Raw genomic sequence first — 13,429 nt, forward strand, 5'->3', positions numbered from 1 at the left:
TAAAGAATCCATATTACCTTTAAATAGTTTACTTTGGCAGAGCTGACTTTAATTCTTCTGAAGAATTGTTCCACATATCTTGATTAAACTCAACTAAGAAGTCCTTTAATAATTTTTTAGAATGATCATCCATATGATCAACGACTACTTTTCCTTTTAGTGATTTTTCCATATGTGTCACATGCTCAGGCATTGATTTATATGCACGCTTATTCGGTTTGTCAACACGTAGCTCGCTTCCAGCCACACCAGCATAGTAAGGGCCCGTTTCGTTACGATCGATATTCACCCATACAATCCAATAAAGCTTACCATTAGGTACCTCACTTTTATCGGAGAAATACTTAACTCGACGTTCAATATCACTTCTCGCATGCATCGCTGCCATATCAACATATGCTTTATTCTCATTCGGATCAACGATTATGGAAGACATATTCTCTAAGCTGATAGAACCATAGCCGTAGCCGCCATGACCGTCTGTGGAATCATCTTTAATAATTGTAAATCTATTCTTTTTCTGATTCGAAGATTGATCGGAATTCATTTAACCCCTCCTTCTCCAATGTATGTGGTTTCCATTGTAGCATAGGTTTAACTTACTTAGCATGTACCCCGCATCCAAATACATACGAGTATGTATAACTACAAGAAGCGTGATGAAAGCTCTCCACGACATAAAGGGTATATTCAAAGCTAGTGACAATGATATTCATGGTGCCTACGTATACTTTCAATGGAACATCCTTTAGTGACGAATATCATTGATAAAGGCCAGTGCCTCTTGAATTTCTTCATCTGTATATTTTTGCTTTGGCTTGACTGTATAAACTTTAGCAATCGATTCTTCAAGTGGTAAGTCATCAAAGTAAAGAAGCGTAGCAACTAACTCTAAAAAACGGGAACTTTTTTCTTGCATCGCTTTTACTTGTGCAGAAAAATCAGGCATGTCCATTTTAAATTGTTCTAAAAAAGCTACTCCATCTTCCGTAATTGTATAGTGATATTGATAATAATTGCTTTTTTCTTCCTTAGATTCCTTTATAAAACCTAGATTACATAATTCTTCCACGCGCAACGTTAACTCTTCTGAATAAGGACCATAAAAATGAAATGCGTATTTCTCCTCAAAAGGTATATTGCATTTTTGCAAAATATAAATCATCTTTTGCAGTTTTTTTCTGCCCGTTACTTCATTTGCTACCGAAAAAAATTGCATTAATTTTGCATGGTTAGTTAACATGTTTTACCTCTCCCTGACCAGATAATATTTCTTTCATCCGCGCCTTTTTCTGCTCATCCTCTAAGTTTTCTAAAAAATCATGAGGATAATAGAGCTTATGATCGGTTCGCTTCTTACCAGAAATTGCTTCCACAATATCGGACTCCCGTGATAATTCGCGTAACTCCCCATTTGGCATTAATAAATGAATTGGCAACCGTTCTTCCTCTTCACCAGGACGGTAAAAATCATATGGTAAATCAGAAGACGAATCGACAACTAAATAATAGGCCGGGTCCATATTTGTTTCTGTAAATAATTGATGCAGTTCCATCCAATCATTCATTTGTAAGTTGGGATTAAACTCAACATATTTAAATAAACGGCGATTCATAAATCGCTCACAAAGATCACGAAGGATAGCATCATCTTCTTCTTGCCATAACTGAAAATAATAAGAGACAATACCTTCATCTAATTTTAAATAATCCTCAAGCTTCACATTCCCTGTAAAAAAAGATTCAAAATGAGTGGGCTTTAACTTGAATTCGTATGTTGTATCTTCATACAGTACTTTCGCACGCTGTAGTATTTTACACAGAATAACTTCCGCACTTCTTGTTACCGGATGAAAATAAACTTGCCAGTACATTTGATAACGGCTCATAATATAATCTTCAACAGCATGCATCCCTGTTGACTTAATGACTACTTGATCCTCCATTGGTCGCATAACTCGAAGAATTCGTTCCATATCAAAATGTCCATAGCTGACTCCGGTAAAATAGGCATCCCGTTGCAGGTAATCCATTCTGTCTGCATCAATTTGACTGGAGATTAAACTGACGACTAATTTATCACGGTATGTTTTAGCAATCACATCGGAAACATCTTGTGCAAATCCCTTTTCCACTCGCTCTAAAATGGCATTTACTTCTGTATTCCCTAAAATAATTTGTTGTGTAAAATACTCATGATCCAGTTTAAATACTTTTTCAAAGGAGTGGGAAAATGGACCATGACCTAAATCGTGTAATAAAGCCGCACACAAACAAAGAAGACGCTCCTCTTTATTCCAATGTGGACGCCCTTCAAAGTTCGATATGATTCTTCTGACAATTTCATAAACTCCAAGCGAGTGATTAAAACGACTATGTTCTGCACCATGAAATGTTAAATTTGTAGTGCCTAGCTGCTTTATTCTTCGCAATCGTTGAAACTCCGGGGTAGCAATTAAATCCCAAATCACCTTATCTCTTACATGAACATAACGGTGTACGGGATCTTTGAAAACCTTTTCCTCGTGGAGCTGCTCATCCTTATATGCCATGTCTGATTCATCCGTTTCTTTTCGACTATTTCTTTTTATTATATAATAGATAAGCCGAATAAAAAAGGATAAAGTGAAACTTCATTCAGTAGGAGTTTTCTTCCATCTCCTACTGAATGTTAGTACCTTAATGGTATGACCTAAAGGCCCTTGAACGAATCGGGCATTTAGGTGCCGTTTTCTCCCACTTAGACCTTTTGTATTAACTCAAGGTCTTGAAGTGGGAGTCTTACGGCACCTTACATGCGGGATAAAGATAAAGAAAGTCAGGAGTTGCTTATGAAAAATTGGAAAGACATTATCGCACATCACACCATTCGCTATTTAGACCATACATCGCTACAAACGTTTCATCATGAACCTTACACAGCGCTACATTCTTTTGCTATTGACGATGCATTAGCACTTTCAGTTAGTAACCGGCTTTCTCCTCCGATCATCCGCCTTTGGGTGCATGAGAATACAATTGTATTGGGGATTCCTGATGGTAAGCTCCCTTATGTCAAAGAAGGTGTTGATCTATTACGTAAGGCTGGTTTTGATGTCGTGATTCGTAATTCTGGGGGGCTTGCAGTCGCGTTGGATCATGGTGTACTAAATATATCCTTTATTTTGCCCGGGGTAAAGGAACTGTCGATTCATGATGGCTATGAAGCAATGGTGAGCTTTATACAGTATCTATTAAGGGATTTAACTGATGAAATTAAGGCTTATGAAATCGTCCATTCCTATTGCCCGGGTGATTATGATTTAAGTATTAACGGAAAGAAATTTGCCGGAATTTCTCAGCGGCGGGTAAAAGATGGCGCAGCGGTGCAAATTTATCTCGATGTAGAAGGAAATAGCTATAAACGAGCTAGTCTTATTCGAGATTTCTACGCCATCAGTAAAAAGGGAGAAGTAACTAAATTTTCCTATCCACAAGTCGATCCTCATGTGATGTGCTCTTTATCTCAATTACTAGACACTCCTTTAACGATTGAGGATATGAAGAAACGTGTCATAACAGCATTAGAAGAAGCAAATCAGCAAGTGGTAAAATCATCTTTCAGCGAATCAGAATATCAAGACTATACAAAAAGACTAGCGCAAATGAAGAAACGAAATGAACATATCCATAGATAATTATTCTATTAGGAAAAGGAACTCTCATAAAAAGTACCCTGTAGTTAAACTTCGTGAATAAGTTCACTATAGGGTACATCATTATTTATCTTCCTGCTTATTATTAAGCTTGAGCAGCTGTAATTAGTGCTAAATTATAAACATCCTCTGCATCACATCCGCGTGATAAATCATTTACCGGCCTGTTTAAACCTTGTAAAATTGGCCCTACTGCTTCAAAGTTCCCTAATCGTTGAGCAATTTTATAACCTATATTCCCTGCTTCAAGGCTTGGGAAAATAAATACATTCGCATCTCCTTGCAGTACAGCCCCTGGAGCTTTTTGCTTTGCAACGCTTGGTACGAACGCAGCATCAAATTGAAACTCACCATCGATCACAAGTGACGGATTTTTTTCCTTCGCTAATTTTAGTGCTTCTACTACTCGTTCCGTTTCTTCAGATTTTGCTGAACCCTTCGTCGAGAAGCTTAACATAGCAACACGTGGTTGGATACCAAATAGCTTCGCTGTTTCCGCACTTTCCACTGCTATTTCCGCAAGATCTTGACTATCGGGAGTTATGTTGATCGCACAATCAGCAAAGACATACTTTTCTTCGCCGCGAACCATAACAAAAACACCGGATGTTTTCTTAACTCCTTCTTTTGTTTTAATAATTTGCAGTGCTGGTCTTACCGTATCTGCAGTAGAATGAGCTGCACCACTTACAAGACCATCTGCTTGATTCATATAAACAAGCATGGTGCCAAAATAATTCTCATCTAAAAGTATCTTTTCCGCATCTTCTTTGGTTGCTTTTCCTTTACGGCGCTCCACAAATGTTTCAACCATTAAATCAAACTCCGCGAACTCTTTTGGATCCATTATTTTGCAACGAGTAATATCTACACCTGCTTCTTCTGCCTTCTGTTTTACGCTTGACTTTTCTCCAATTAGAATTGGCAGTAAGGCATCTTCAGCAGCAAGTCTACTCGCAGCAGTCAATATACGTTGATCTGTCCCTTCCGGAAAGACAATAGATTTGGGTTGGTTCATCACTTTTTCTTTCATTTGCTCAAATAATTCACTCACTTTTTCTAAACCTCCTAAATGGTTATATTTAAATAGTAGATGATTTTGTGTTTAAATTAAAGCATTTCCTCCCTGGCATCCATCTTTTTTTGACAGTATCATGACAATTATATATCCATCATCCATTTAAAAGCCTATATCATGATTAGCTTGCCCGAATTATGCTATAGTAAAAGCAGATTTGCATTTTAATAACCGCTCAAAGGGCTGTTTTAAAAATTAGGGTAATAAGAGAAATAAGTTAACAAGAAATTCGATGTGTCATTTTACCCGTCGTTTTTGCGCAACTGCTTAAAAGAAACAAATTATTAATTAAAGGGGAGATTACGATGGTAGAGCCAGTAGAAACAATGGATGGCTGGTACAGCCTGCACGATTTCCGAACAATTGATTGGACTTCATGGAAATTAGCCAGTGAAGAAGAACGAAAGGAAGCAATCACCGATATCCAGCAATTATTAGCTGAATGGGATGAAACAGAAGAAGCTAAAAACGGAAGTCACGTTCTCTATAACATTATTGGACAAAAAGCAGATTTAATGTTTATGTTTCTCCGACCAACTACAAATGAATTAGCTGCTATTGAAACAGCAATTAATAAATCGAAAATGGGTGAGTTTTTAATTCCTACCCATTCTTACTTTTCTGTAGTAGAATTATCAAAATATCGTCCTTATAAGGAAGAACATCCAGAGCTTATTCCTGAGGTAGCAAAACGTCTAAGACCGATTTTGCCAAAATGGGAACATATATGCTTCTATCCAATGGATAGACGGCGTTATGGAGATGAGAACTGGTACACATTAGAAAAAGATGTTCGTGCGAAGCTGCTATATGACCATAGCATGACTGGACGAAAATATGCTGGAAAAGTTTCGCAAATTATTACCGGTTCGATTGGGTTTGATGATTGGGAATGGGGCGTAACATTATTTGCCCATGATCCATTGCAATTCAAGAAGATTGTTTATGAAATGCGATTTGATGAAGTAAGCTCTAAATATGGTGAGTTTGGTGAATTTTTTGTTGGGAATTATCTTTCCAACCAAGATATTGTATCCTTTCTTGAAATATAGTTATTTAAATATGAACCTATTGGTAACTAAAAAACGCCTATTATGTGGTAAATTATCACATAACAGGGCGTTTTTTTTATCATATACGGGAATAAAAGGGTTCATAGCGCGGAGAAGTGTAAAACGGAGGTCGTCTTCCAATAACAGGCATGAGCCAACTCTCATTAAGATATTTCATTCGTACTTTCTTCTGTGTTCCTCCAATTAATAACCAAACCACTTCACTGTTAAATACAACGTCCAATTACACAATCCCTCCTTTCTTTCATTGTACGATATTTATTTAAAAATGAAGCATGGACACTTAACTTCATTTATTTTTCACATCCGCGGACGCCTATACATACATTAATGACACAAGAAGAAAAAAAGAAAAGAGGCTATATTATGATGAAAAAAGACAGACCCCATCATCAACTTTCTCCTGAACAGCATTTACATGAAATTCATCAGCTCCAGCATTGGTTTGAAAAAAATAAACAAACATATCCATATCCAATGTATCCGAATTATGGTAAAATCACACGCTATGAAGAAATACCTTTAAGTAATCCGGAGCAACGTCAGTTAATTCAACCTGGTCAAGAAGAATTCATGGTACCTAAACCAATTATTGAGAACCCCAATTATCAAGGAAGTGGTAAACTGGACAACAAAGTAGCTTTAATTACTGGTGGGGATAGCGGGATTGGTGCTGCTGTAGCTATTGCCTTTGCTAAAGAAGGGGCAAATGTTGCAATTGCTTACTTGAACGAGCACAACGATGCCAACCGAACGAAGCAACGAATAGAAGCGCATGGTCAATCTTGCCTGCTACTTCCAGGGGATTTAGGTGAGAAACAACAATGCAAGCGAATAGTAGAAAAAACGATCAATACATTCGGTCAATTAGACATACTTTGTAATAATGTCGGGATACAATTTCAGCAAAATGACCTGCTCGATATTACTGACGAACAATTTGACCATACCTTTAAAGTTAACATTTATTCACATTTTTATACAACAAAAGCAGCCCTGCCATACTTAACAGTAGGAAGCTCTATTATAGGTACTACATCGGTCGTTACGTATAAAGGTGAACCATTATTAATCGACTATTCAGCAACTAAAGGAGCAATCGTCGGATGGACCAGATCATTGGCAAAAAGCCTGGTTGATCAAGGAATTCGCGTCAATGCTGTGGCACCGGGGAAAATTTGGACACCATTAATTCCAGCAAGTTTTTCTGCAGATTTAAATGCATTACATGGATCCAACTTATATCAACGCATAGGACAGCCATTCGAACTTGCACCAACATATGTGTACCTTGCATCTGATGATTCACGATTTGTTACTGGCCAAGTTTTACATGTTGATGCAGGAGAATCGACACACTCATAACCCAATCCCCTGCTGATACTAAAACTAGATTAAAAACTAAAGCCAGTTTTAATTCAGGCAAAAGCTCTTTAAAGAATTTTTCTGCCTGAATTTTTTATTACACATATTCCTAACCAGTCTTTCATACATATACTAATGCAACCAGATTAGACAGAAATGAGGAATGCAAATGGCGCTTGTAGCACATACCGAAAAAGATATAGAGTTATTAGCAAGACTAATGCGAGCGGAAGCAGAAGGTGATGGTCAATTAGGGATGTTAATGGTTGGAAATACCGGAATTAACCGAGTGATTGCTAATTGTCTAGATTTTATTGGAATAACAACAATTAGCGATATGGTATATCAAAGCCCAGGGGGGTTTGAAGCAACCCAAAAAGGTTATTTTTATCAGCGAGCAAGAGAACAGGAGAAGCGCTTAGCACGAAGAGTTATTCAAGGTGAACGGCAACACCCTGCCACAAATTCCTTATGGTTTTTTGAGCCTGAAGGAAGCTGTCCTGCTCAATGGTATGGACAGTGGAATTCAGGACGTTATAAATCACATTGCTTTTTCGTCCCTTTAGAATCCGAATGTCCGAACGTTTACTGGTAACGTACTAGTTTAAACTTAAATAAGGAGGTTTTTATATGAGCAAAGTTCAAAAGAATAATAACCAAGAAATTTCCCACCAGCCTTATCCTTACTATTATTATCCAACAGCTTCACCTGCTTATTATCCTATGTACCCGATGCGGCAACAACCAACCAATCAACCTTATCAACAACCACAAACACAACCGTACCCACCTGCATCAGGTAGTACAATTCAGAACCAACCCATGCTGCCTGAGCAACAATCCTACATTGAAAATATTTTACGTTTAAATCGCGGTAAAGAAGCAACTGTCTATATGACGTTTGAAAATAATGAGCAGTGGAATGCTAAAGTATTTCATGGAATTATTGAAGCAGCAGGTCGGGACCATATTGTACTTAGCGATCCTCAAACAGGAAAGAGATACTTATTACTTATGGTATATCTTGATTATATTGTCTTTGATGAAGAGTTAACCTATGCTTATCCCTATGCAAACGCAACTTATTCACCGCGTTAGCTAAACAAAGATGGCACAATAGAAAGACTGGACTGCAAGCATGGCTTACAATGATTCTAATTAAAACGATGTCAGAGATAGACTTATTTTTTGCTAAGGAAACAGCTTTAGACGCCAGTATCTCCCACTTCGGCCTATTGTATCCCCTATCACTCTTGAAGTGGGAATCTTACGGCACTTAAATGCAGGGTAAATATCTACTTTGAATAACAGCTTGAAGTACTCGTAAAACAGCGTACAGATCAAAATATTCTGACAGAGGGGAAGGGCAACTTCATTCAAGGAGTTCTCTCCTTGAAAAAGAAGAACACTTTTTCTCTCGTGCCAGGAAGGAGAGATCGAAGTTTGCTAGCAGCGTGAACGCTTGAGTTAGATGAAGCTACTTTAAAAACAGGAATCTTCCAGTACTACAGATATCGTTTCCTAAACAAGAACAAATATTTTTCCTAGATGAAAAATAAGGGATGACATGGGCAATATCCCCTGTGTCATCCCTCCTCAGTTTAATCGATTGTAATAGAGGTTTGATAGAGAGGCTGATACGATGAAACGAAGTTATGAAAAATTCATTCTTATGGAGACCGTATCATTATTTGGAGCTGTCATCCTTGGGTTAATTGCCCTCATAAATGGGTATACGCTCCTTATCATCATTTGCCTTTTACTAATTGCAGCGAGCCTCGCTTTTGACATATTCATTCAATTACAAGTATTTATTATGCAACCATTCTACATCATCAAACAAGCAGTACGAGCACTGCTGCTTATTTTATTTGCAGTAGCTTTAATGTTCCAGTTTTAATTATGTCGTCATACATATTTTAAGATAAATAATCCTAAAAGCACCCAGCCAATAAGAAATGCAACTCCCCCAAATGGTGTAATCATCGCAAAGGTTTTAATAGCAGTGGTCGAATAGATGTATAGACTTCCTGAAAATAAAACAATACCAATAAAAAACATCCAACCTGCCCACATAACTCCATTGCTGTTTACTTTCATCATGATTAGCCCGGTTACGAATAATGCCATCGTATGAAACATCTGATAAGTTACGGCCTTCTCCCAAGTGGCAATGGCACTTGTAGACAGTTTTCCTTCTAAGCCGTGCGCACCAAATGCCCCTAAGGCAACTGCTAAAAAACCATTTATAACTCCTAAAAGTAAAAATACCTTCATGTTAGCACTTCCCCCTCTTTATTAGAAAAACTTGGCTTGTCGCCAAGTCTTTATGGCGAAAGCTATCGTTTTTCTTATACGATAAAGCCTAAAGTCTTATACTTTCCTATCGTGTTAAAAATCAAAAATAGAATCTCCATTCGCATCATCATGATCAATCTTTGATGAATTACCTGAATCTTGACCTTGTTGCTGGATTACTTTACTATCATCCCGTTCCCCGATCATTGCTTTTAGCTCAAGCTGTGAAATGGTGTGTTCATCCGTCTGATTTACTGTTTTTGGTTGCTCCTCAAGTAGCAAATCACATAACAAACGAACATGACTAATACGTTTAGTTATTTCGATTGTATTTTCAGGATCAGCTTTCGCTTTATTTAATTCAGTTATCATTTTATTTATTATTGTTGCATTAGCTACTGCCATAGCCTATCTTCCTTCCTTAAAATACCTAGTTTCATTATATGAGGAGTTCAAGTGAAAAACAAACAGTTTCCCTTGAGCTTACGAAATAGATAAAGTGGAACTTCATTCAGTATAGCTTTTTCTTTATTCCCTACTGATAAATAGGAACAAAAAATCTCAAGTGTCCTTGAACATCCTCGAACAAAAGATCTTAAAGCGCTCGGTTAGCGACATACAAATGACAGAAACTCTGATAGGATAAAGTGAAATTTCATTCAAGTACTTATCTCCTTGAATGTTAATGTTATCTCCTACTTACTTCTTCGTCTTCTCTATAACTTGAAATGGGGTCTTACGGGCACCTTATATGTGGAATAAGAAAAACATGCCTCTAAAACGGGGTATGCCTATGCCTGAGCGGCAAGCCCGCTTTTAGTCGATCTTCCTTTAGATTCAAGCCAATGTTGACTTATCGCAACAAGAAAATCGAAATTTGCTAGTCGCTCAAGTGCTACCTTTAAAGAAACTATCCACCATATAAAAATAGATAGATTTTCCTAGACAAATAAAAAGTCCTGTAATGGCAGGACCTTGTGTTTCTTTCCATATTCGATTTTCAGTTTACCCTATCAACTCAGGTAGAGACATTCCTTCAGATGTTCCATTTTTTATCTTGTCTATGCATTTAACATTTTCTTGGGTAACTCCTCTAAATATCGACTATACACCCATTGCAAAAAAACGACTTCATTATCTTGTAATTGCCTGCCTAACTTTTCTTCGGTTTCCTGACAGATTTGTAAAAAGGTTACCATACGCTTGAAATTCCCCCTATTGGAGCTGATATTTCCTTCCATTGTATCGCTGTTTAGAGTGAAGCGCAATAACTTTCTGGTCAAAAGGCAGAATTTACAGATAACTACTCGTTTTGACAAAATAGACGCTAACTTAACCGACAGATTTTTTGTAAAGATTACAACTTATTTACTATCTTTTCTATTGTTTGACAACCTATAACAAATAAAGTAAATAGACAATTAAAATAATAAACACCCAAACGGCTATCAACAAAACGCCAGTAATAAGAAAAAATAGTAACAAGCAAGAGACTTTTGTAAAATCAGCTACAATTATACTCTACCCTACTTCACGAAGGAGTAAAACATAGTGTTTTTTACTACTTGTTAGCAAAATGAAGACATTCAGTAGAATGTATGCATGAGATATCAGAACTGGCTAGAAACAAGTCTAAACAAAGGAATTGGAAGTGTCATTTTTAACCCGACTTTTTAAACAACCTCTCTAAAAAATATGGTTAACACAAAAATTTTCAATACTAAGTGGCTGCATCATTTTCCTTAAGATCTGCTTACTTTCATAAATAGAAAACTTGGGCAAGCGTTAATCCCTGGCAGAGAACGAATTGCGTGTAACAGGTAAAAAACTTTAGGTATTGAACTATATTTCTTGCGATATAAAAAAGACAGACCACCTAAGGTAATCTGCCTTTTTTACGATCTATTTTTCTTCCAGTTTGCTTTCTAATTCTGTAATTCTTGCACGAAGTTCATTGATATCTTTTTTCGTAGCTAAGCCAATCTCTTGTGCAAATTTCTTCATTTGTTCATATTGTTGTGCTTGCCATTCACCTTTTTTTGTTTCACCTTTTTCAATAAACTGCTGCAAGACGGCTTTTGCCTGTTCCTGTGTCAATTCATTCTTGTCTACTAATTGTTTCACTTTACTTTCAAATTTCTCTTTACTTGTAACTGTTGCACCTAAGCCAAGTAAAAATCCTTTTTTTAATACGTCATTCATAATTTACACCTCCTTTACCATAAAGATTGAATCATCTTATAATGCTTTCTAATTACTATGATTAACATAACGGCGAAAACACTTGCACTAACTAGTCCAATGAGCGCCATTAGTTGCAAACCTACATAAAATCCTACAATCATACAGCCTAAAGTGACCAATAAAAATGTCACATTTAAAACCTCAAGGATGATAAAATAATGATGCTTTTGTTGGCGTTGTTGTTTTTGTTTTTCCCACTGTCGCTGTTTCTCCCCATTTTCCAACCAGTTTAACACTGCCTGTGGATAAGATAAAATAGGTTTAATAGTATCCTTTACATAATCCGTATACATGGACTCTGCAAATCGTTTACCACCAAACCATTGTTTAAACTTCGGGGTCGCCCATTTTTGGAGATCAACCTCTGGGTAAATTGCAATTAATATGCCAATTACAATCGAAATAGCCCGTCCTAAATAAGCATATTCTGCTGAAAGCTGGATAGGTTGTTCATGAAGAATAAGACGAATATCTTCTTTCAATTGCTCAATAATATGTGTATCCTGCATATTCACTGTACCAGTTTGGTACATTTCAACCGTTTCACGAATAATTCGTTTTAATTTCTTTCGATCCGCATTTGGCAAAATAAAATTCATTTCATCTAATGTTTGAATCACTTTATCATAGTCATCAACAATAATGCTATGAATCAGTTGTTTAAAATAATGGCTATCCTGTTTACGCACCTCTCCAATCATACCAAAATCAATAATCACCACCGTGCCATCTGTGCGAATCAAAATATTGCCTGCGTGTGGATCAGCATGGAATTTACCAGACTGTAAAAATTGTTCCAAGTAAAAATCAAATACAGTTTTAGCTATTTGCTGCGGATCAATCTGATGTTGATTCATAAAGGACAGATCCGTTATTTTTGCTCCTTCTATCCATTCCATCACTAGTATTTTTCTCGTACATAACTCCTCTACATAGAACGGAATATGTATCGAAGTATTATCTTTAAACCGCTCTTGAAAATAAAGAGCGTTTGACAATTCTTGTTCAAAGTTAAGTTCTCGATTCATCACCGTAACAAGCTCTCGGTATAATGACGGTAAATCAGCCTTCTTTCCAAACGTAGTAAGAGTTTCAATTAACCAAAATACAATCCGTAATGCTATAAAATCCTTGTGAAACACATCACTAATTCGGTGGCGCTGAACCTTTATGGCTACCACTGTTTTTCCATCCTTTAATGTTGCCCGATATACTTCACCAATGGAAGCTGAGGCAATCGAAGGGGTTTGAATTTCCTCTACAACATCGTAGATAGAAGTACCCCATTCTTCTTCCAAAATACTTCGAGCATACGAATAAGGCATTGCAGGTACACGGTCAACAAGCCCGCTAAGCTCTTTAATAAATGCATCTGGCATAAAATCAGTCCGCGTACTAAGAAACTGACCTACCTTAATTAATACTCCTCCTAATTTTCCAGCCTTCTCACGATATTCCATTGCCATCTTCGTCACGAGACAATTCCATTTTGCAACTGTCTGATCATCCCATATACGGTTTTTAAAATGGAACACATAAATTTGCGTAATAAATTTTAGTGTCATCCATACCATTACCGTACATCGATAGCCTAAATTATATTTTAAACGCTTATTCACCATGAACACCTCATTATATGTATACCCCATTATGAACTAAACTAAAATGCTTACGAT

The 13,429-nt window shown here is 36.9% G+C and carries 15 protein-coding genes; 6 read left to right on the forward strand and 9 right to left on the reverse strand.

What is annotated here, in order from left to right:
- Positions 1-28 precede the first annotated feature (28 nt).
- From JNUCC74_RS16760 to JNUCC74_RS16770, 3 genes are all read right to left on the reverse strand, one after another.
- Complete coding sequence (locus JNUCC74_RS16760; protein WP_454066178.1) at positions 29-547, reverse strand: YwhD family protein; 519 nt, start codon at positions 545-547, stop codon at positions 29-31.
- A 201-nt stretch (positions 548-748) separates the two neighbouring features.
- On the reverse strand, positions 749-1,243 hold the full coding sequence (locus JNUCC74_RS16765) for a YwgA family protein (RefSeq protein ID WP_454066179.1): 495 nt from the start codon (positions 1,241-1,243) through the stop codon (positions 749-751).
- Positions 1,233-2,552, reverse strand: a complete 1,320-nt coding sequence (locus JNUCC74_RS16770; RefSeq protein WP_454066180.1) for an HD domain-containing protein — start codon at positions 2,550-2,552, stop codon at positions 1,233-1,235. The genes JNUCC74_RS16765 and JNUCC74_RS16770 overlap by 11 nt, the downstream gene beginning before the upstream one ends.
- Positions 2,553-2,831: 279 nt before the next feature.
- On the opposite strand from JNUCC74_RS16770, the gene JNUCC74_RS16775 reads away from it, so the two are divergent.
- Positions 2,832-3,677 (forward strand): lipoate--protein ligase family protein, encoded by an 846-nt coding sequence (locus JNUCC74_RS16775; protein ID WP_454066181.1) that lies wholly within the window; start codon positions 2,832-2,834, stop codon positions 3,675-3,677.
- Positions 3,678-3,780: 103 nt separating this feature from the next.
- Here the strand turns inward: JNUCC74_RS16775 and pta are convergent, their stop codons facing one another.
- On the reverse strand, positions 3,781-4,749 hold the full coding sequence (gene pta / locus JNUCC74_RS16780) for a phosphate acetyltransferase (RefSeq protein WP_454066182.1): 969 nt from the start codon (positions 4,747-4,749) through the stop codon (positions 3,781-3,783).
- Between the two features lie 329 nt (positions 4,750-5,078).
- Here pta and hemQ point away from each other — a divergent pair, with 329 nt between their 5' ends.
- The 5 genes from hemQ to JNUCC74_RS16805 all read left to right on the forward strand — a co-directional run bounded on the left by hemQ (position 5,079) and on the right by JNUCC74_RS16805 (position 9,111).
- Complete coding sequence (gene hemQ, locus JNUCC74_RS16785) at positions 5,079-5,825, forward strand: hydrogen peroxide-dependent heme synthase (protein ID WP_454066183.1); 747 nt, start codon at positions 5,079-5,081, stop codon at positions 5,823-5,825.
- Positions 5,826-6,215: 390 nt separating this feature from the next.
- Positions 6,216-7,211: an SDR family oxidoreductase gene (locus tag JNUCC74_RS16790; protein WP_454067914.1), complete on the forward strand. Its 996-nt coding sequence runs from the start codon at positions 6,216-6,218 to the stop codon at positions 7,209-7,211.
- Positions 7,212-7,380: 169 nt separating this feature from the next.
- Positions 7,381-7,806, forward strand: coding sequence for a cell wall hydrolase (locus JNUCC74_RS16795; protein ID WP_077318554.1), 426 nt, complete (start codon positions 7,381-7,383; stop codon positions 7,804-7,806).
- A 35-nt stretch (positions 7,807-7,841) separates the two neighbouring features.
- On the forward strand, positions 7,842-8,309 hold the full coding sequence (gene gerQ / locus JNUCC74_RS16800; protein ID WP_454066184.1) for a spore coat protein GerQ: 468 nt from the start codon (positions 7,842-7,844) through the stop codon (positions 8,307-8,309).
- Positions 8,310-8,853: 544 nt separating this feature from the next.
- Positions 8,854-9,111, forward strand: a complete 258-nt coding sequence (locus JNUCC74_RS16805; RefSeq protein WP_077318555.1) for a hypothetical protein — start codon at positions 8,854-8,856, stop codon at positions 9,109-9,111.
- An 8-nt stretch (positions 9,112-9,119) separates the two neighbouring features.
- Here JNUCC74_RS16805 and JNUCC74_RS16810 read toward each other — a convergent pair whose 3' ends face one another.
- The 5 genes from JNUCC74_RS16810 to JNUCC74_RS16830 all read right to left on the reverse strand — a co-directional run bounded on the left by JNUCC74_RS16810 (position 9,120) and on the right by JNUCC74_RS16830 (position 13,372).
- A complete protein-coding gene (locus JNUCC74_RS16810; protein WP_454066185.1) occupies positions 9,120-9,488 on the reverse strand; it encodes a DUF423 domain-containing protein in 369 nt (122 codons plus the stop codon).
- Between the two features lie 114 nt (positions 9,489-9,602).
- Positions 9,603-9,914 (reverse strand): YwdI family protein, encoded by a 312-nt coding sequence (locus JNUCC74_RS16815; RefSeq protein WP_454066186.1) that lies wholly within the window; start codon positions 9,912-9,914, stop codon positions 9,603-9,605.
- A gap of 656 nt (positions 9,915-10,570) precedes the next feature.
- Positions 10,571-10,708, reverse strand: a complete 138-nt coding sequence (locus JNUCC74_RS16820; RefSeq protein ID WP_179104300.1) for a hypothetical protein — start codon at positions 10,706-10,708, stop codon at positions 10,571-10,573.
- A gap of 703 nt (positions 10,709-11,411) precedes the next feature.
- The gene (locus JNUCC74_RS16825; protein WP_454066187.1) at positions 11,412-11,711 is read right to left on the reverse strand and encodes a phasin family protein; all 300 of its coding nucleotides are present in this window, start codon (positions 11,709-11,711) and stop codon (positions 11,412-11,414) included.
- Between the two features lie 14 nt (positions 11,712-11,725).
- Positions 11,726-13,372: an ABC1 kinase family protein gene (locus tag JNUCC74_RS16830; protein WP_454066188.1), complete on the reverse strand. Its 1,647-nt coding sequence runs from the start codon at positions 13,370-13,372 to the stop codon at positions 11,726-11,728.
- Between the last annotated feature and the right edge of the window lie 57 nt (positions 13,373-13,429).

The organism is Cerasibacillus sp. JNUCC 74 (assembly GCF_053667775.1).